Source organism: Burkholderia sp. Ac-20365, assembly GCF_017104715.1.
Classification (GTDB): Bacteria; Pseudomonadota; Gammaproteobacteria; order Burkholderiales; family Burkholderiaceae; genus Paraburkholderia.
In genome coordinates this window covers 21,336-41,451 of the sequence record NZ_JAAGPI010000058.1, presented here as the reverse complement: position 1 = coordinate 41,451, position 20,116 = coordinate 21,336, and the positions used below count along the sequence as shown (strand labels likewise).

The window sequence follows — 20,116 nt, the reverse complement described above, 5'->3', positions numbered from 1 at the left end:
ATCGGGCGCGAGGCCCAGTTCGCTTCGACCGATCGTCGCGATCTGATAGAACAGTTGCACCTGCTCCGGGCTCATCGACTCCGCGAAACGACGCAAATCGCCAGCTTCCGGCCATTCTTCCAGCACGGACGACGGCGAGAACTGCGCCCACGCGATCTTGTGCAGCAGGCTCGCGAGATCCTGCAATGCGGTCGAGAAGGACAGGCTGCGCAACGCCATCTCGTCGGCGACCGACAGCACAGCCGCGCCGTCGCCAGCAACCAGCGCGTCGAGCAGACGGATCAGATAGCTTTGATCGAGCGCGCCGAGCATGCCGCGCACGGCTTCCTCGGTGACCTGGTTGGCCGAATACGCGATCGCCTGATCGGTCAGCGACAGCGCGTCACGCATCGAGCCGTCCGCGGCGCGCGCGAGCAAACGCAGCGCCTGCGCTTCATGCGGAATATTTTCTTCGCCGAGAATGCGCTCGAGATGCGACACGATATGCCCTGCCGGCATCTGCTTCAGGTTGAACTGAAGACAGCGCGACAGCACCGTGACGGGAATCTTCTGCGGATCGGTCGTAGCGAGGATGAACTTGACGTGCGGCGGCGGCTCTTCCAGCGTCTTCAACATCGCATTGAACGCGTGGTTCGTCAGCATGTGCACTTCGTCGATCATGTACACCTTGAAGCGCGCATCGACGGGCGCGTACACCGCGCGTTCCAGCAACGCCGCCATTTCGTCGACACCGCGGTTGCTCGCCGCGTCCATCTCGACGTAATCGACGAAACGGCCTTCATCGATCTCGCGACACGCACGGCACACGCCGCACGGCGTGGACGTGACGCCCGTCTCACAGTTGAGCGCCTTCGCGAAGATCCGCGAGAGCGTCGTCTTGCCGACGCCCCGCGTGCCGGTAAACAGATAGGCGTGGTGCAGACGGCCACCATCGAGCGCGTGCGTGAGCGCGCGCACCACGTGCTCCTGTCCGACGAGCGAAGCGAAATCCTTCGGCCGCCATTTGCGTGCGAGAACTTGATAGGTCATCCGGAAATTGTATCAGCAAGACCGACGCGAAAAGACGAATCGATAACGCGCTCGACAGCCCACACAGACAAGGCGTGACAGCGCTCTGACGCTTCATTGATTTTCGCTACGATCGCGATAGGACGTGCCGCGTTTCGAACGACGCAGACGAAGGGGAATACGGTGGGAAGTAAGACAGATGAGAAAAAGGAAGGTGACGAGCCCGACCCTCGGCACTGGCGGAAAACGGCTGTGGCTGCTTCGTTCCCGACCTGACCAGGTTGACCGCCCCTCCATGCGAGGAGGCCCGTCACGTCGTATTCTAACACTGCTCGCTGCGCCATGCGAGAGGCTCTCGGCAAAAGCTGAAGAAAGATCGCGGAAAGTTCGTCGCTGCCCTCTTGTGTTCGTGCACGGGGACTCCACATATGTCGTGTCACGAGGGCGCCGCTGCGCTTTGCACGAGTCGCCATGCGCGACATGATTCGGGCAAGGCGCGGCATGAAACCCTACCGTCGGTATGCGTACTATCACGACGGGCAACGCATAGCAATTTAGGCTAAACTGACGTTCAAGTGATCCGCAAAGCCAAGCCAGTCCGCCCTCTCGAGTGTGTCCCCACGATACTTCCCGCGGTGCGTTACATGGTTTGTCCTGTGGCAAAACGAACGGAAAGTTTTCTGATTCTGTTGTATCGTGGCGGGCAATTAAAGCAGGCCTCGAACCGAAAGAGGTATTCACACAAATGAGCGAACACATCAAGCATATTAGCGACGCGTCGTTTGAACAGGACGTCGTCAAATCCGACAAACCCGTGCTGCTCGATTTCTGGGCAGAATGGTGTGGCCCGTGCAAGATGATCGCGCCGATCCTCGACGAAGTCGCGAAGGACTACGCTGATCGCCTGCAGATCGCCAAGATCAATGTCGACGAACACCAGTCCACGCCCGTCAAGTTCGGCGTGCGCGGCATCCCCACGCTGATCCTCTTCAAGAACGGCGCAGTGGCTGCCCAGAAGGTCGGCGCATTGTCGAAGTCGCAACTCACCGCGTTCCTCGACGGCAATCTGTAATCAGTACACGGCACGCGCGCAGTAGATGCGCGCTGTCAGGCTCGCGCAATGCATCGGCCATGAAGCAAGGTCGTGCATGAAGCGAGCCGCATGATTCTTGTTGTCGCTGGACAACAATGACAACAAGAATCATGCGCCATTAAAGAACCGGCCGCGCAGGCTGGTTTTGGCGTGTGCTATGCTAGAATCTATAAAACGTCGACAAGACGAGTAAGTCCTTGAGCGGTTCCGCTCACTTCTCCTCCCAGATTTCATTTCAGGTCGCACCTTCTCTGCGGGTTCTCCGTATGCATTTATCCGAGCTTAAGACTCTGCACGTGTCCCAATTGATCGAGATGGCCAATGGTCTCGAGATCGAAAGTGCGAACCGCCTGCGCAAGCAGGAGTTGATGTTCGCCATTCTAAAAAAACGCGCCAAAACGGGCGAAACGATCTTCGGTGACGGCACGCTCGAAGTGCTGCCCGACGGCTTCGGCTTCCTGCGCTCGCCGGAAACCTCGTATCTCGCAAGCACGGACGACATCTATATCTCGCCGTCGCAGATCCGCCGCTTCAACCTGCATACGGGCGACACCATCGAAGGTGAAGTCCGCACGCCGAAAGACGGCGAGCGCTACTTCGCGCTGGTGAAGGTCGACAAGGTCAACGGCCAGCCGCCGGAAGCCTCGAAGCACAAGATCATGTTCGAGAATCTGACGCCGTTGCACCCGAACAAGGTGCTGCTGCTCGAACGTGAGATGCGTGGCGAAGAAAACGTCACGGGCCGCATCATCGACATGATCGCGCCCATCGGCAAAGGCCAGCGCGGCCTGCTCGTCGCGTCGCCGAAGTCCGGTAAGACCGTGATGCTTCAGCACATCGCGCATGCGATCAAGCAGAACCATCCGGACGTCATCCTGTTCGTGCTGCTGATCGACGAGCGTCCTGAAGAAGTGACGGAAATGCAGCGCTCGGTAGCGGGCGAAGTCATCGCGTCGACCTTCGACGAACCGGCCGCGCGTCACGTCCAGGTCGCCGAAATGGTGATCGAAAAGGCCAAGCGCCTCGTCGAAATGAAGAACGACGTGGTCATTCTGCTCGACTCGATCACGCGTCTCGCGCGTGCGTACAACACGGTTGTGCCTGCATCGGGCAAGGTGCTGACGGGCGGTGTCGACGCCAACGCACTGCAACGTCCGAAGCGCTTCTTCGGCGCGGCACGTAACATCGAGGAAGGCGGTTCGCTGACCATCATCGGCACGGCGCTGATCGAAACGGGCAGCCGCATGGACGACGTGATCTACGAAGAGTTCAAGGGCACGGGCAATATGGAAGTGCACCTCGAGCGCCGTCTCGCGGAAAAGCGCGTCTACCCGTCGATCAACCTGAACAAGTCCGGCACGCGTCGTGAAGAATTGCTGATCAAGCCCGAGATCCTGCAAAAGATCTGGGTGCTGCGCAAGTTCATCCACGACATGGACGAAGTCGAAGCCATGGAATTCCTGCTCGACAAGATCCGCCAGACGAAGAACAACGCCGAGTTCTTCGACATGATGCGTCGCGGCGGCTAAGCTCGCTTCGCACCTGGATTCGCAAAACGCCTGCCTTCGCGCAGGCGTTTTTCATTTCGCGCCCTGCTCCCTTTCGACATCTGCCCGCGCATCGATGCGCGCGGACACGTTTCTCTATAATGCTTCACGCCGACCAGTGAAGCATCACCATGCCGACCGCCGACTCTCCCACTCTGCTCACCGTACGCGACGCCGCCGAACGTCTGAACGTCACACCGCGCACCCTCAAGTACTACGAGGAACGCGGCCTCGTCACGCCCAGCCGCAGCGAAGGCCGTTATCGTCTGTACGACGAGCGCGACATCGAACGTTTTTCGCGCATCCTGCGTCTACGGGCGCTCGGATTTTCGCTCGCGGGTATCACCGAAATGCTGAAGCGGCCGCTCGAAGACACGGAGAGCGGACGGCGCGGCTATTCGACGGAATCGCTGCAGCAGATTCGCGATGGGCTCGCGCAACAGGTCGAATCGCTCGATGCGCGGATCGAATCCGTGCAGCGCGAGCTGAAGGAAGCGCAGAAACTGAAAGCCGAACTGAGCGGCGATCTGGACTACGTGCAGCGGCGTCTCGCCGGCGAAAGCGCCGACGAGCTGATCCAGAAACGGCGTGCGGCGGCTGCGATCAAACGCAGCAAGAGCGCCAAAGCCTGAAAGCCGCACGACATCGATCACTTCAACGAAGACAACTACGCGATGTTTTCGAAACTCACAAGCTGGCTCGGCACGCGCCGCCGCGATCGCGCGCTGCGTACGCACGCAATCGACGACGCGCTCTGGCAAGCGACGCTCAACGGCCTGCCGTTCCTGTCGCATCTCGCACCCGCCGATCTGCTGCGCCTGCGCGACATGACGAGCCTGTTCATCGCGCAAAAAGAGTTTTCGACGGCACACGATCTCGAACTGACCGATCAGATCACCGTCGCGATCGCTGTGCAGGCCTGCCTGCCCGTGCTCAATCTCGGGCTGGAGCTGTATCGCGGCTGGGTCGGAGTGATCGTCTATCCGGGCGAGTTCGTGATCCGCAAGACGGTCGAAGACGAAGACGGCGTCGTGCACGAAGTCGAGCACGACGCGAGCGGTGAAGCGTGGGAAGGCGGCCCGGTGATCCTGTCGTGGGAAGACGCGCAGATGACGGATGGCACTGACGCCTACAACGTCGTGATTCACGAGTTCGCGCACAAGATCGACATGGTGACGGGCGAAGCGGACGGGCACCCGCCGCTTTTTCGCAAGCTGCATGCGCCGCTGGATGCCGCGCAATGGGCCGACGTCTTCGATCACGCCTACGACCAGTTCTGCGCAAAAGTGGACGCTGTGACGGAGCGTCGCTGGGCGCGCTTCGAGCGCGAATCGCTGATCGATCCGTATGCAACCGACCATCCGTCGGAATTTTTTGCCGTATGCAGCGAGGCGCTGTTTGTGAAGCCGCGTGAGTTCGAGGCGGAATATCCGGAGCTATACCGGCTGCTCGCGCGCTATTACAGGCAGGATCCGGCGCGCACGGGCGCGCTCGAAGGCACGGGAGCGTGACACTTCACGGGCGTACAGCCTGTCGCCACCATGCGAAAAAACCTCCGCAACCATCGTCAAAGGTCTGATTTTCTGGCATAATCGCCGTTTTTCGACCTTAGGCAAGTGGCTCGCGGTTGCGGAATTCTCCGGCTCCCGGGTTGGCTACCGCCAGATTAAAGGAAAGACCATGAAAGAAGGCATTCACCCGAATTACCGCGAAGTCCTGTTCGTCGATATGTCGATCGACTTCAAGTTCGTGACGCGCTCGACCATCCAGACGCGTGAAACGGGCACGTTCGAAGGCAAGGAATACCCGCTGGCGAAGATCGAAGTCTCGTCGGAATCGCACCCGTTCTACACCGGCCAGCAAAAGATCATGGACACGGCAGGCCGCGTCGAGAAGTTCAACAAGAAGTTCGGCGCCCGCGCTTCGGGCAAGGCCGGCAAGTAATATTTTCGTGCAGGCCCCGACTCCCGTCCGGGCCGTTACGATGCAAAAAGGGCAGCTTACGCTGCCCTTTTTTGTCGCTGAAAGGTTTGTGGAAACGCCGCCTGGTCCACGTCAAAAACCGCCAGACCCGTGTGCCCTGCTTCTCCGTTCATGCAATCGCCCGTAAGGCCAGGTGTGACGCACAGCGCGCCACCCGTCTACAATGCCGCATGCCTGAATCCGAGACGCCTCCTGCGCTCCACCAATAACTCACGGCTGCCCCGCGCGCAGCCCCACACGAACACCGCATGAGATCTGTCGTTCGCCTCACCGCCTCCGCTACCAGCGCGCTGCCGCGCTGGCTGCTGCTCACCATCTGCGTCGTGTATGCGTCGTTCGGCCTGTTCGGGCGCGATCCGTGGAAAAACGAGGATGCGGCCGGCTTCGGCGTCATGTGGACGATGGCCAACGGCTCGTTGCACGACTGGCTGCTGCCGAATCTGGTCGGCAAATACATAACGTCGGACGCACCGCTCGGCTACTGGCTCGGCGCAAGCGCGATCCGTGTGCTCGATCCGCTCGTCGATGCGAGCAATGCGTCACGCGTGTTCACCGGTCTGCTGTTCTGCGCGGCCTGCGCGTTCGTCTGGTACGCAGCCTATCTGCTTGGTCGCCGGGCCGAAGTGCAGCCGTTCAAATACGCGTTCGGCGGCGAGCCTGAACCGCGCGACTTCGGCCGCACGCTGGGCGACGGCGCGCTGCTGATCCTGCTCGCCACGTTCGGCCTTGCCGAGCGCGGCCACGAAACCACGCCGCAGATCGCGCAGTTCGTCTGCATCGCGATGCTCGTCTACGGCCTTGTCCGGATGCTCGACCGGCCTGTTCAGGGTGCGCTGATCTGGGGTGCCGCGGTCGGCCTCGTTACGCTGACGAGCAGTCCTGTGCTGGTCGGCGCGCTGCTGATCGGCACCTTCGCGATGATGGTGATCGTGCATGAGACGCACTGGCGCACGCTGATGCTGGCCGGTCTGCCCGTCGCGCTGGCGCTGTCGGTGGTCTGGCCGCTCACGGCCATCGCGCTTTATCCCGACGATGCCGTCTGGTTCCTCCATCAATGGATGCGCGGCAGTCTGCAGGCGTTCGCCGGCCCGTACGGCTCGACCCTGCTTTACGCGCTGAAGAACCTGTCGCTCTACGCGTGGCCCGCATGGCCGCTCGCGATCTGGGCGTGGTTCAGCTGGGCCGGGCTGCGGCGCGCGCCGCACATCGCGATTCCGTTGTCGGTGATCGCCCCGCTGCTGATTCTCGTCGTGTTGCAAAGCCACGGCTCGAACCGCCTGTTTATCCTGCTGACACCCGCGCTCGCCGTGATCGCCGCGTTCGCGCTGCCGACGCTCAAGCGCGGCGCGATCAACGCGATCGACTGGTTCGCGGTGCTCAGCTTCACCGTGCTCGGCACGTTTGTGTGGCTGGTGTGGCTCGCGGGCATGACGGGTTATCCGCATCAGCTGGCGCGCAACCTGTCGCGTCTTGCGCCCGGGTTCACGCCGCAGTTCAAGATCCTCTCGTTCGTGTGCGCGGTCGCCGTGACCGTGTGCTGGTTCGCGCTGGTGCAATGGCGCGTCGCGCGGCATCCGAAGGTGCTGTGGCGCAGCGTCGTGCTGTCGAGCGCGGGTACGACGCTGATGTGGGTCCTGCTGATGACGCTGTGGTTGCCCGTCGTCAACTACAGCCGGACGTATAAAGACGTGGCCGAGCAGATCGCCGCGCATCTGCCGTCCGACTACAACTGCATCTCGCCCGTGCGTCTGGGCGATGCGCAGATCGCGACTTTCGCCTATTTCGGCGACATGCACTTTTCGTTCAATGAAGACTGCGACGTGATCCTGCGCCAGGACACGCAGGACTTCGGCGAACCCAGCGCGATGTCGAACTTCGTCTGGAAGCTGGTCTGGGAAGGCCGCCGCGTCGCCGACCGTGACGAGCGCTTCCGCCTGTACGTGCGCATCGACCGGCCGCAGCCGCCCGTCAAGCGCCGCCCGTGGCGTCCGAAGAAAAGCGACTGACCATGTTCGCCGATGTGCGGAAAATCGCCGGGCTTGCGTGGCCTGTGCTGATCGGCCAATTGGCGATCATCGCGTTCGGCGTGATCGACACGGCGATGGTCGGCCGCTTCTCGGCGACGGATCTGGCCGCACTCGGCCTCGGTTCGTCGATCTATATTTCCGTGTACATCGGGCTGACGGGCATCCTCACGGCCTTGCAGCCGATAGCCGGCCAGTTGTACGGCGCGGCGAAGTACGAGGAAATCGGCGAGGAAGTGCGCCAGGCGTTGTGGCTCGCGCTGGCGCTGGCGCTGATCGGCTTTCTGATTCTGTACTTTCCTCACCCGTTGCTGCAGCTTGCACGCGCGCCTGAAGCGCTGCGTGAGCGCACCGTGTCCTATCTGCAGATACTCGCGTTCGGTTTGCCGGCAAGCCTCGCGTTTCGCGTCTATAGCTCGCTGACGAATGCCGTCGGGCAGCCGCGGCTCGTGATGATCCTGCAGATCGGCGCCTTGCTGCTGAAGCTGCCGCTCAACACGATGCTGATTTTCGGCAAGTTCGGCCTGCCCGCGCTTGGTGGTCCGGGCGCCGCGCTCGCCAGCATCACGATCAACTGGACGCTCGCGATCGTCGGCATGACGGTGATGTCGAAGCTCGACGTGTTCCGGCCGTTCGCGATCTTCAGGCACTTCTGCTGGCCCGTGTGGCGGCGTCAGGCCGCGCAACTGAAGCTCGGCGTGCCGATGGGACTGTCGTATCTGATCGAAGTCACGTCGTACACGTTCATGGCGCTTTTCATCGCGCGTTTCGGCACGACGACGCTGGCGGGACATCAGATTGCAGGCAATATCGGCGCGGTGCTTTACATGACGCCGCTGTCGATCGGCATCGCCACGTCGACGCTGGTGGCGCAAGCGCTCGGCGCGCAGCGCTTCGAGGCGGCTCGCACGCTTGCGCGCCATGGCATCGTGATGGCGGTTGCGCTTGCGTGCTGCTATGGCGTGATCGTGCTTGCGCTGCGGCCGGTCATTATCGAGGGCTACACGCCTAACCCGCAGGTCGCGCAGGCGGCCATGCCGCTCGTGCTGATCGTCGTTTTCTACCATCTGTGCGACGCGCTGCAGATCACGTCGGCATTCGTGCTGCGCGCGTATCGCGTGGCTGTCGTGCCGACGGTAATCTATGCCGTCGCGTTGTGGGGCGTGGGCCTGGGCGGCGGCTATGCGCTCGGCTTCGACGTCGGCGGCTGGGTGCCTGACTCGTTTACTGGCGCGCGTGGCTTCTGGCTCGCGAATACAGCGAGTCTGCTGATTGCGGGCATCGGTCTCGCTTTGTATCTGCGGACGATCAGCGCGCGGTCCGTGCGTATGGCTAGCGTGCAGCAGGCGGATCGCGCCGCTTGAGCGGTTACGCCAGCACGCCGCCGCACGCATAAGCGTGCTGCCCGGCGACGTGGCAGCACCCTTCGTTGTCATCCGTCGGCGATCTCCCCTTAGAGACTGGGCCTTTTACGCGTGCCGCCGAGCCTACTGTTGGAGTCGAGATGAAATACAGACAGTTAGTTGCATTTAAGACCTCCTTCCCCACCGCCAACGACCAGCAACAACTCACGCAGCAGCCTCTACCGCCGCTTCCTCATCCCGCCGCCCGAACACCTCACGGGCCGCGAAAAGCGCATTCAACGCAGCCGGAAATCCCGCATAAACAGCCATCTGCATGAACACCTCGACGATCTCGTCACGCGTGCAGCCAACATTCAACGCCGCCTCGATATGCACCTTCAACTGCGGCTGAGCATTCCCAAGCGCAGCCAGCGCCGCTATCGTCGCGATTTCCCTTGCCCGCAGATCGAGCTGCGGACGGCTGTAGATATCGCCAAACGGAAACTCGATCAACAGCCGCGCGAAATCCGGCGCAATCGGCGCGAGCGACGCAACCACCTTCTCCCCTGCCGTTCCGTCGATTTCCTTCAGCTTGTCCCAGCCGCGTGCGTAGCGATCGTCGTGTGTGCGATTCATGGCGAGTCCTTTACGAATGAGTTGTCGATATGTCCTGTCGATGCCACCTCACGCTCGGCCATCTCGTAGAACGCGATCTTGTCGGTGATCGCGTCAAGACTGCTCTGCAACTCGGCGATGCGTGCGAGCACGGCGTCGCGATGCGCGATCAGCATCTCGCGCCGCGCGCCAAAGGTCGCGTCACCTTCGGCACGCAACGCGGCGAACGCCTGCATGCCGGCGATCGGCATGCCCGTCGCCTTCAGGCGCATCACGAACTGCAGCCAGTCGAGATCGGCGGGCGAATACAGACGATGCCCCGCGTCCGTGCGCCCGATCGCCCGTAACAACCCGGCCTGCTCGTAGTAGCGCAGCGTATGCGTGGAAACGCCGCTCGTCGCGGCGACCTGACCGATGGTGAGAGCTTTTGACATGACGAAACTCAGGTTAGGACTTCGAGTGAACTCTAAGTCAAGTGCTATCTGACACAGGACGAATGTCAGCGCCATCCTACCCGGGAAGCAGGTTGGGAACGTCGTAAGCATCGGCTAGAATCGGCTGCCAATTGAAAGCAATTGAAGAAAGAAAAATGACACCGGGAGCGCAGTCGATGCAAAGCGGCACCATCAAACGTCAAGCGATATGGGCAGTCGCAGCGGCTGCGATGCTCGGTCTTCTCGGCACGCTTACATGGCGCGCCGATGCAGCGCGCATCACGCAGGTTTCGCCGCAAGGCAAAGTCGCGCAGGTCCGCCAGGTGGTCGTCAAGTTCGACGAATCGATGGTCGCGTTCGGTGCACCCGATCTGCCTGCGCCCGCGCGTATCAAATGCAATGACGCAACGGCGAGCGCCGGCCAGCCGCGCTGGATCGACGACAAGACTTGGGCGTGGGACTTCACCGCCGATCTGCCACCTGGCGTCGCGTGCTCCGTCGATCTGAACGATGGGTTGAAATCTTCATCGGGCCATGCGCTGACGGGGCCGCGTCACTACGCGTTCGAGACGGGTGGCCCGTTCGTGCAGAGCGTGCAGCCGTACGGTGGCGAAATCGAGGAGGACCAGGCGTTTGTCCTGAGGCTGAACGGCCCGGCGACGGATGCGTCGGTGCGTCAGCATGTCTGGTGTGAATCGAGCGGACTCGGCAATCGTATTCCCGTAAAGAATGTCGATGCAGCAATGCGCACCGAACTGCTCAAGCGTTTCCGCTTGCAGAAGGAAGCGACACGTGTGCTGACGTTGCAATGCCAGCAGGCGCTCCCGTCGGGCACGAAGGCACAACTGGTCTATGGCAAGGGGGTCGCGAGCCCGAGCGGCATTGCGAACGACGTCGAACGCCGCTTCGATTTCAACGTGCGCGAACCGTTCGCCGCAAGCTTTACTTGCGAACGCGAAAACGCAAAGGCGCCGTGCACGCCGTTGCGGCCGTTGCGCGTGCAGTTCAACGCGCCCATCCTGCGCACCGACGCGGAAAAAATCCGCATCAAGGGACCAAACGGCGAAATCAAGCCGACCTTCTCACCCGACGACAAAGACCCGCAAACCACGGCAGTCGAATTCGCCGCGCCGCTGCCCGAGCGCGCCGACCTGACCATCGAACTGCCGTCGAATCTCAAGGACGCAAGCGGCCGCGCGTTGACCAACGTGGACCTGTTCCCGCTCAAGACGGCCACGGCGCCGCTACCGCCGCTCGCGAAGTTTTCGTCGGGCACCTTCGGCATCATCGAGCGCTTCGCGGAACCGGACATGCCCGCGCTCGTGCCCGTCACGCTGCGTAACGTCGAAGCCGATCTGCATATTGCCGGGCTCAACGCGGGCAACGCGCAGTTCACGAAAATGCGCGTCGATGCCGATAGCGATATTCGCCGCTGGATGCGCAACGTCGACCGCTTCGACGGTTTCATCATGAGCCGCCAGTCGATCAACGAGCAGATGCCGCAACTGCTCGCGCGCAATCCGCATCCGGTGATCGTGCCGCGCAGGAGCGAAGACGCGGATCCGGCCGAAGACAAGAAGAATCCGCTGATCGACATCCGTTCGCTGTCGCTGCTCGCCGGCCAGTCGAATGTCGAGACGCTCGCGTTGCCCAAAGCCGATCCCAAAGCACTGCGGCCATTCGAAGTAGTCGGCGTGCCGGTCACGAAGCCGGGTTTCTATGTGATCGAACTGGCGTCGCCCGCGCTCGGCACGTCGCTGCTCGGCAAGAAAGCGCCGATGTACGTGCGCACCGCCGTGCTCGTCACGAACCTCGGCGTGCATTTCAAGCAGGGACGCGAGAACAGCGTCGTGTGGGTGACGACGCTCGACAAAGGCCAGCCCGTGCCGAACGCCGATGTGCACGTGAGCGATTGCAACGGCGTCGAACTCGCCTCCGGCAAGACCGACGCGCACGGCGTGCTGACGATCAACCAGGCGCTGACGTCACGCAACGAATGCAAGGAAGACAGCTTCGAGGGCTTCTTCGTATCGGCACGCATCGACGATCCGAAGACGGGCCACGACATGGCCTTCGTACGCTCCGACTGGAATCGCGGCATCGAGGCATGGCGCTTCAACGTGCCGACCGACACCAGCCTCGAGCAGACCGTGCGCGCGCACACCGTGTTCGATCGCACGCTGCTGCGCGCGGGCGAAACGGTGTCGATGAAGCACATGATCCGCGTCGAGACGATGCACGGGCTCGCGTTCCCGAAGACGTATCCGACTCGCCTGACGATCCGCCATCTCGGTAGCGGACAAACGTGGCACATGCCGCTCAAATGGGCCGCCGACCACACGTCCGATTCGACCTTCGCGATTCCCGCGGCGGCAAAGCTCGGCGAATACACCGTGTCGCTCGATGACGGCGATGCGAACGCGGCATCGGGCGACGACACATCGAACAACGATGGCGACGAAGACAGCAGCGCCCACTCGGCGCGGCACAGTTATTCGTCGGGCAGCTTCCGCGTCGAAGAGTTTCGCTTGCCTGTGTTCAAAGGCACGATTGCCGTGCGCGATGAGAAGAACCATCCGCTCGTCGCCGCGAGCGAAGCGCCCGTCACGCTGCAGATCGACTACATGTCGGGCGGCGGCGCATCGGGCCTGCCCGTGCAGGTGTCGGCGCTGATGAAAAGCACGACGCCCGCTTTCGCCGGCACCTATCCGGAATTCAGCTTCGCGCCGTATCGCAAGCGCAACGAGGCCAATGCATCGTCTTCCGACGACGAAGAAAGCGAACAGGCCGCCGACGACGACACGTCGAAACTGATCGCCGACAAGGAACCCGTCACGCTCGATCGGAACGGCGCTGGCAGCATGAGCATCAAGAACCTGCCGCAAGTGGATGCGCCGAAGCGCCTCGCCCTTGAAGCGACCTTTGCCGACCCAAATGGCGAAGTGCAGACCATCAGCGGCAACGCGACGCTGTGGCCCGCCGCCGTCGTCGCGGGCGTGAAATCGGGGCAATGGGTGTCGGTCGGCAATTCAGTGCCGGTGAAGGCGCTTGCCGTCGATCTGCAAGGCAAACCGCGCGCGGGCGTGCCGCTCGACGTGCGCGGCATTGCGCGTATCACGATCACGTCGCGCAAGCGCATGGTCGGCGGCTTCTATGCGTACGACAACCACACCGAAACCAAAGACCTCGGCACGCTGTGCAGCGGCAAGAGCGACGACCACGGCCTGATGATCTGCGACGCGAAGCTCAAGGAAGCCGGCAACGTCGATCTCGTCGTCACCGCGAAGGACGGCGAAGGCCATGCGTCGACAGCGACGACGTCGGTGTGGGTCACGCGCGAGGAAGACCTGTGGTTCGGCGGCGAAAACACCGACCGTATCGACGTGCTGCCCGAAAAGAGCGCGTACGAACCCGGCGAGACGGCGCGCTTCCAGGTGCGCATGCCCTTCCGCTTCGCGACCGCGCTCGTGGCAGTCGAGCGGGAAGGCATCGTCGAAACGCACGTCGTCAAGCTGGACGGTAAGGACCCGACCGTCGAACTGAAAGTGAACGAGGCGTGGGGACCGAATGTGTACGTGTCTGTGCTCGCGCTGCGCGGCCGCGTGCACGAAGTGCCGTGGTATTCGTTCTTCACGTGGGGCTGGAAAGCCCCGCTCGAATGGGCGCGTGCGTTCTGGTACGAAGGCCGTTACTACGAAGCGCCGACGCCGCTCGTCGATCTGTCGAAGCCCGCTTTCCGCTACGGACTTGCCGAAATCAAGGTAGGCACGGCGGCGCACAAGCTCTCCGTAACGGTCACGCCCGATGCGAAGTCGTACACGGTGCGCGGCAAGGCGCATGTGAAGTTGCGCGTGCAGATGCCGGGCGGCAAGCCCGCGCCCGCCGGCACGCAGATCGCCGTGACCGCCGTCGACGAAGCATTGCTTGAACTGATGCCGAACGATAGCTGGGACCTGCTCGACGCGATGCTCCAACGGCGCGCGTACGGCGTGGAAACGGCGACCGCGCAGATGGAGATCGTCGGACGCCGTCACTTTGGGCGCAAGGCTGTGCCTGCGGGCGGCGGCGGCGGACATAGCTCGACGCGCGAACTGTTCGACACGCTGCTGCTGTGGAACCCGCGCGTGACGCTCGACGCGAACGGCGAAGCATTTGTCGATGTGCCGCTCAACGACGCGCTGACGAGCTTCCGCATCGTCGCGATCGCTGCTGTCGGCGACGGCACGTTCGGCACGGGCAGCACGTCGATCCGCAGCACGCAGGATCTGCAACTGATCTCCGGCCTGCCGCCGCTGGTGCGCGAAGGCGACCAGTTCCGCGCGCAGTTCACGCTGCGCAACACGACCACGCGCGCGATGAAAGTCGTCGTCACGCCGAACGTACCGGGTCTGTCGCTGCCGCCGCAAACCGTCGATCTCGCCGCCGATTCGGCACGCGAAGTCGCATGGACGGTCACGCCGCCCGACGGTCTGTCTGAAGCGAATCCGGCCGCGCTCACGTGGAACGTCAGCGCAGCGGAACAAGGCGCGGCGCATGCGTCGGACGCATTGAAGGTCACGCAACGCGTCACGGCTGCCATCCCGATTACGGTGCAACAGGCCACGCTCACGCAGATCGACGGCACGTTCTCGCTGCCCGTCGCCGCGCCGCCGAACGCGACCGCCACGCAAGCGGGCGCGCTGCGCGGCGGTATCGCGGTGTCGCTGCAGTCGAAGCTGTCGGACGGTCTGCCCGGCGTGCGCCGCTGGTTCGAGCGTTATCCGTATAGCTGCCTCGAACAGCAGACGTCGGTTGCGCAGGGCTTGCGTGACGCCACGCGCTGGCAAGGCGTGGTCGCGCGCATGCCCGTCTATCTCGACAAGGACGGTCTCGCGAACTACTTCCCGCCCGGCGACGACAGCGGCAACACGGGTAGCACGACTCTCACCGCGTACCTGCTCTCCGTCACCGATGAAGCCGCGAAGCTCGATCCGCGTTTCGCCCTGCCCGACGATCTGCGCGCGAAACTCGAAGGCGGTCTGGTCAGCTTTGTCGAAGGCAGGCTGGAGCGCAACTTCTGGGCGCCGCGCAAGGATCTCGACCTGCGCAAGCTCGCGGCGCTCGAAGCGCTGTCGCGTCACGGCGCCGCGCGCGCAAGCATGCTCGGTTCGATTGAAATCGCGCCGAACCAATGGCCGACGTCGGCCGTGCTCGACTACTACGCGGTGCTCTCGCGCGTAAAGGATATTCCGCAACGTGACGAGAAGCTCGCGCAGGTCGAGCAGATCATCCGCGCGCGGCTCACGTATCAGGGCACGCGTCTCACCTTCTCGACGGCCGATAGTGACGATCTCTGGTGGCTGATGTCCGGTACGGAAACGAACGCGGCGCGCACCGCGCTCACGTTCGTCGATCTACCGGGCTGGAAGGATGAGATGCCGCGTCTCGTCGCAGGCCTTCTCGCATTGCAGAAGAACGGCGCATGGCAGACGACCACGGCGAACCTGTGGGGCTCGATTGCCGTGCAGCGCTTCTCGCAGGTGTTCGAAAGTACGCCTGTGACGGGACAAACGAAGCTGCAACTCGGCGCGACCGACAAGACGATTTCGTGGAGCCAGCCTGCGTCCGCCGCGACGAACTATGCGTCGGCCACAGCCATCACGAAGACGTCCGATACGCGCAGCCAGTTGCTGCCGTGGCCGCCCGAATCGCGCAGCGCGCCTGTCTCGCTGACATTGACGCACGACGGCACAGGCAAGCCTTGGGCGACGATCGAAAGTCTTGCGGCCGTCGCGCTCAAAGCGCCGTTCGCGGCGGGCTACCGGATCACGAAGACCGTCACGCCGATTGATCCCGCCGAAAAAGGTGTGAACACGCGCGGCGACGTCGTGCGCGTGCATCTGGATATCGATGCGCAGACCGACATGACCTGGGTCGTCGTCAACGATCCCGTTCCGGCGGGCGCGACGATCCTCGGTTCGGGTCTCGGCCGCGATTCGGAAGCTGCGACGCAAGGCGAAAAGTCCAAGGGCGAAGCGTGGCCGGCGTTCGTCGAGCGCGGCTTCGACGGCTATCGTGCGTATTACGATTACGTGCCGAAGGGCAAGTTCTCGGTCGAGTACACGGTGCGGCTGAACAACGTCGGCACATTCGGCTTGCCGCCGACGCGCGTCGAAGCGCTCTACGCGCCGTCGACGTTCGGCGTGCTGCCGAATGCGCCCGTCGTCGTGAAGCCTGCAGCGGCTGCGAAGTAAGGAGGTACGCGCGATGTCGAACAATCCGAACGCGAAGACACGCTGGTCGACCGCGTTCGCTCGCATCGCGCTGTGCGTTGCGCTGCTCGGCGAACCGCTCGCCGCGCACGCACTGCCTAACTTTGACGACGTGCGCACGCAGTGGCGCAGTTCCGACTGGCTGCTGCTGTCGCGCGATGGCGTGCCACTGCAGCGCACGCGTATCGACAAAGCCGAAAGGCGCGGCGACTGGGTCGCGCTCGCGGATGTGTCGCCCGCGCTGCGCGAAGCGATCGTCGTATCGGAGGACAAACGCTTTTACGAACACAGCGGCGTCGACTGGCGCGGCGCGGCGGCGGCGGCATGGGCGAATCTGTGGAACACGCGCACGCGCGGTGCATCGACGGTGACGATGCAGCTCACAGGTCTGCTCAACGACGATCCGCAGCATTCAGGGCAACGCTCGATCGCGCAGAAGGCGAATCAGGCCGTGAGCGCGCTGTGGCTCGAACGCATGTGGCGCAAGGACCAGATTCTCGAAGCGTATCTGAACCTCGTGCCGTTTCGCGGCGAAACGATCGGCCTGTCTGCGCTGTCGGCCACGCTGTTCGGCAAGGCGCCTTCCGGTCTCGACGAACGCGAGGCCGCCGTCGCCGCCGCGTTGATCCGCGCGCCGAACGCGCCGTACGCGAAGGTCAGTGAGCGCGCGTGCCGCATTCTGCGCGACATGCAGGCACCCGAACGCTGCGTGAATCTCGCTGCCTTCGTGCAGCTCGCGTTCGCGCGCCCCGCTCCTGCGTTGCTCTCCATCTCGCCCGATGCACCGACGCTGGCGCCGCACTTTGCACGCCGCATCGCGAGCGAAACGCATCCCGTTGCAGGCGCGCGCGTGACCAGCACGCTCGACGCCAGACTCCAGCGCTTTGCCGCCGATACGCTCACGCGCACGTTGATCGAACTCAATGCGCCCGCGCATCCGCGTAACGTGCATGATGGCGCCGTCGTCGTGCTCGACAATGCGACGGGCGAAGTTTTGGCGTGGGTTGGTTCGTCGGGCGGATTGTCGGGCGCGCGCGACGTAGATGCGGCGCTCGCGCGCCGCCAGGCGGGCTCGACGCTCAAGCCCTTCCTCTACGCGCAGGCGATCGACGAACGGCGGCTCACCACGGCATCGCTGCTCGATGATGCGCCGCTCGATCTCGCGGCGGGCGGCGGTCTGTACATGCCTCAAAACTACGACAAGGACTTCAAGGGCTGGGTCAGCGTGCGCACCGCGCTCGGTTCGTCGTTGAACGTGCCTGCCGTGCGCACGCTCGTGATGGTCACGCCGCATCGCTTTGCGAAAACGCTCACCGCGCTCGGCCTGCCACTCGAACAGAGCGGCGATTACTACGGTTTTTCGCTCGCGCTCGGCAGTGCCGATGTGACGCTGCTGTCGCTGACCAATGCGTATCGCGCGCTTGCGAACGGCGGCGTCGCCGCGCCGACGTTCGATATGCCGCGTCGCGCGACGACTGCAACAGTTCCGCAACAGCGCGTGTTCAGCGCCGACGCGAGCTACATCATCACCACCGTGCTGGCCGATAACAACGCGCGCACGCGCACGTTCGGTTTCGACAGCCCGCTCGCGACGCGCTTTTTCTCGGCGGTGAAAACGGGCACCAGCAAGGACATGCGCGACAACTGGACGGTCGGCTACACGTCGCGCTATACCGTTGGCGTGTGGGTCGGCAACGCCGACGGCCAGCCGATGTGGGATGTATCCGGCGTGACGGGCGCCGCGCCGATCTGGGCCGCGATCGTCGGCTATCTGCACCGGCGCGTGCCGAGCGTCGCGCCGCGCGTGCCTGTCGGCGTGGTGCAAACGCGTGTGACCTTCGACGGCAACATCGAGCCCGCGCGCAACGAGTGGTTCGTCGACGGCACGCAAACGCCGAGCGTCGGACTGGCCGCGACCGCCCATTCCGCAGACAACGCAACCATCGCGACACGCGGATCGCGCAATGCGACGGCAACGTCTTCGAACGCTGCGCCGCGCATCGGCTCGCCGACGGACGGCACGCTGTTTGCGCTCGACCCCGACATTCCCGCCACACGCCAGCGCATCGTGTTCGAACGCGCGAGTGGCTCGTCCGGACGCAGCAGCTGGCGGCTCGACGGCAAGCCGCTCGGCCGCGACGAGCGTGTGCAATGGCTGCCATGGCCTGGCCGTCACGTGCTCGAACTCGTGAATGCAGATGGATCGAGCGCCGATTCGGTGCGCTTCGAAGTGCGTGGCGCGGCGGCGCGCGCTCGCAAACCGGGCGCGGCGCATGGCGCCAGCGCGCCGCAGCCCTCTCCCGCTTCACTGACATCAACCCGGCAAGACAGCACGACGAACGGGCAAAAGCTTTAAATTTGGTGAGCCCGCATTGTCTTGTCACGATTCGAACGGTATAAATCGGCCGATTCGCTGCCAATTCACGCATCATTGCGCGCCGTTCGGTCAAAGAGGACAGTAAATTGTCCTATGCTTGAACGCAGTGCTTGCTCAAATGAAAGCGTCGTCCGTTCCGGCTACCTGTTTGCCCTCAATGGAGTGATTGCCATGTTGAAAAAGCTGTTGATGCTGTGCGCCGCGCTCGTGCTGTCGCTGTCGGCGGGATTCGCGGCCGCCGTCGAAGTCAATTCCGCCGACCAGGCCGCGCTCGAATCGGTCAAAGGTATCGGCCCCGTCCATGCGAAAGCGATCATCGACGAACGCACCAAGAACGGCCCGTTCAAGGATGCCGACGATCTCGCCAACCGTGTCAAAGGGATCGGTCAGAAGTCGGTGAAGAATCTCGAAGCGGCGGGTCTGACGATCAACGGCTCATCGGCGCCGCCGACGGGCGCGCCCGCCAAAGCCCCTGCAGGCACGATGTCGAAGTCCACACCCGCGCCTGCTGCGACGACGGCTCAAACGCCGGCGCCATCCGCGCCCGCGCCTGCCGCGTCGGACAGCAAGGCATCGAAGTCGAAGAAGAAGAGCAAGGCTGATGCGGCCGCTGCATCGGCGCCCGCAGCAACGGCGGCATCCGCGCCCGCAACGGCGTCGGACACGACCGCTTCGAAGTCGAAGAAATCGAAGAAGAGCAAGGCTGCGTCCGCTGCGTCGGGCGCATAGGACGCGCTGTCCGTCAGCGTCCAGTGGCCGCACTGCCTGACGTCCGCACTGCTTCACGTCCGCTGTTTCAACTATATTGGTGCCGCGTTTCGCGCGGTGTTTCGTTCCCCGCCGGCGCATGCTTCACGCTCATCGCGCCGGCTTCTCAAGAGAGATTGTCATGAGCCTACTCGACACCCTCGGTTCCATGCTCGGCGGCGGCCAGTCGCCTGAAGGCGGCGGTGGCCAGGCGGCGCTGATTTCGGCGGCGCTCGAATTCGTCAACAACCAGCCCGGCGGCCTGAACGGCCTGATCCAGCGCTTCCAGCAAAACGGCGCGGGCGACATCATCAGCTCGTGGGTCGGCACGGGCGAGAACCAGCCGATTGCCGCCGATACGCTGCACAATGTGCTCGGCTCGGAAGCCGTCACGAACATGGCGGCGAAGGCCGGCGTCGAACCGTCGATGGTGACGGGCCTGCTGTCGCAAGTGCTGCCGCATGTGATCAACGCCGCGACGCCGAATGGCGAAGTGCCCGCCGATGGCAAGCTCGATGCAGGCGGCATGTCGGGCGCATTGGGTGCGCTCGGCCAGATCGCGGGCCTCTTCGGCAACAAGAACGCCTGAGCCTGGGCGCAAGCGCTCGACGCGCAGCGCAAAAAAGGGCAACGAATCGCTTCGTTGCCCTTTTTTGTTTTCATCGGCAACGGACGCGCCGCAATGCGACGCTCC

14 protein-coding genes and 1 other RNA gene are annotated in these 20,116 nt (G+C 63.3%); 11 read left to right on the top strand and 4 right to left on the bottom strand.

All coding sequences use genetic code 11. The features are described 5' to 3' along the window. Together dnaX and ffs are read right to left on the bottom strand one after the other, a co-directional pair. Positions 1-1,029, bottom strand: a 1,029-nt coding sequence (gene dnaX / locus G3O01_RS42180) for a DNA polymerase III subunit gamma/tau (protein ID WP_205813411.1), incomplete at its 3' end; no start/stop codon positions are given. Positions 1,030-1,221: 192 nt separating this feature from the next. After that, an RNA gene (gene ffs, locus G3O01_RS42175) (signal recognition particle sRNA small type) lies at positions 1,222-1,320 on the bottom strand. Positions 1,321-1,753: 433 nt separating this feature from the next. Here ffs and trxA point away from each other — a divergent pair. The 7 genes from trxA (at position 1,754) to G3O01_RS42140 (ending at position 9,019) form a co-directional block, all read left to right on the top strand. Then, positions 1,754-2,080: a thioredoxin TrxA gene (gene trxA / locus G3O01_RS42170; protein WP_007586494.1), complete on the top strand. Its 327-nt coding sequence runs from the start codon at positions 1,754-1,756 to the stop codon at positions 2,078-2,080. Positions 2,081-2,367: 287 nt separating this feature from the next. Then, positions 2,368-3,630, top strand: a complete 1,263-nt coding sequence (rho, locus tag G3O01_RS42165) for a transcription termination factor Rho (protein WP_012400357.1) — start codon at positions 2,368-2,370, stop codon at positions 3,628-3,630. Between the two features lie 149 nt (positions 3,631-3,779). Beyond that, positions 3,780-4,280: a MerR family transcriptional regulator gene (locus G3O01_RS42160; RefSeq protein WP_205813410.1), complete on the top strand. Its 501-nt coding sequence runs from the start codon at positions 3,780-3,782 to the stop codon at positions 4,278-4,280. Positions 4,281-4,322: 42 nt separating this feature from the next. Next, the gene (locus G3O01_RS42155; RefSeq protein WP_205813409.1) at positions 4,323-5,159 is read left to right on the top strand and encodes a M90 family metallopeptidase; all 837 of its coding nucleotides are present in this window, start codon (positions 4,323-4,325) and stop codon (positions 5,157-5,159) included. A 169-nt stretch (positions 5,160-5,328) separates the two neighbouring features. Next, entirely contained in the window at positions 5,329-5,592 is a 264-nt protein-coding gene (locus G3O01_RS42150; protein ID WP_205813408.1) for a type B 50S ribosomal protein L31, read from the top strand. Positions 5,593-5,879: 287 nt separating this feature from the next. Beyond that, a complete protein-coding gene (locus G3O01_RS42145) occupies positions 5,880-7,637 on the top strand; it encodes a glycosyltransferase family 39 protein (RefSeq protein WP_205813407.1) in 1,758 nt (585 codons plus the stop codon). Between the two features lie 2 nt (positions 7,638-7,639). Beyond that, positions 7,640-9,019 carry an MATE family efflux transporter gene (locus tag G3O01_RS42140; protein WP_205813406.1) on the top strand — a complete coding sequence of 460 codons (1,380 nt, stop codon included), beginning with the start codon at positions 7,640-7,642 and terminating at the stop codon, positions 9,017-9,019. A gap of 204 nt (positions 9,020-9,223) precedes the next feature. Here G3O01_RS42140 and G3O01_RS42135 read toward each other — a convergent pair whose 3' ends face one another. Together G3O01_RS42135 and G3O01_RS42130 are read right to left on the bottom strand one after the other, a co-directional pair. After that, on the bottom strand, positions 9,224-9,634 hold the full coding sequence (locus G3O01_RS42135; protein WP_205813405.1) for a carboxymuconolactone decarboxylase family protein: 411 nt from the start codon (positions 9,632-9,634) through the stop codon (positions 9,224-9,226). Further along, positions 9,631-10,047, bottom strand: a complete 417-nt coding sequence (locus G3O01_RS42130; RefSeq protein WP_205813404.1) for a MerR family transcriptional regulator — start codon at positions 10,045-10,047, stop codon at positions 9,631-9,633. Before G3O01_RS42130 ends, G3O01_RS42135 begins: the two co-directional genes overlap by 4 nt. Positions 10,048-10,223: 176 nt before the next feature. On the opposite strand from G3O01_RS42130, the gene G3O01_RS42125 reads away from it, so the two are divergent. The 4 genes from G3O01_RS42125 to G3O01_RS42110 all read left to right on the top strand — a co-directional run bounded on the left by G3O01_RS42125 (position 10,224) and on the right by G3O01_RS42110 (position 20,011). Continuing rightward, on the top strand, positions 10,224-16,280 hold the full coding sequence (locus G3O01_RS42125; protein ID WP_205813403.1) for an MG2 domain-containing protein: 6,057 nt from the start codon (positions 10,224-10,226) through the stop codon (positions 16,278-16,280). Between the two features lie 13 nt (positions 16,281-16,293). After that, entirely contained in the window at positions 16,294-18,654 is a 2,361-nt protein-coding gene (gene pbpC, locus G3O01_RS42120) for a penicillin-binding protein 1C (RefSeq protein ID WP_205813402.1), read from the top strand. A gap of 192 nt (positions 18,655-18,846) precedes the next feature. Beyond that, positions 18,847-19,404 (top strand): helix-hairpin-helix domain-containing protein, encoded by a 558-nt coding sequence (locus G3O01_RS42115; RefSeq protein ID WP_205813401.1) that lies wholly within the window; start codon positions 18,847-18,849, stop codon positions 19,402-19,404. 160 nt (positions 19,405-19,564) lie between these two features. After that, positions 19,565-20,011 (top strand): YidB family protein, encoded by a 447-nt coding sequence (locus G3O01_RS42110; RefSeq protein ID WP_205813400.1) that lies wholly within the window; start codon positions 19,565-19,567, stop codon positions 20,009-20,011. Positions 20,012-20,116 lie beyond the last annotated feature (105 nt).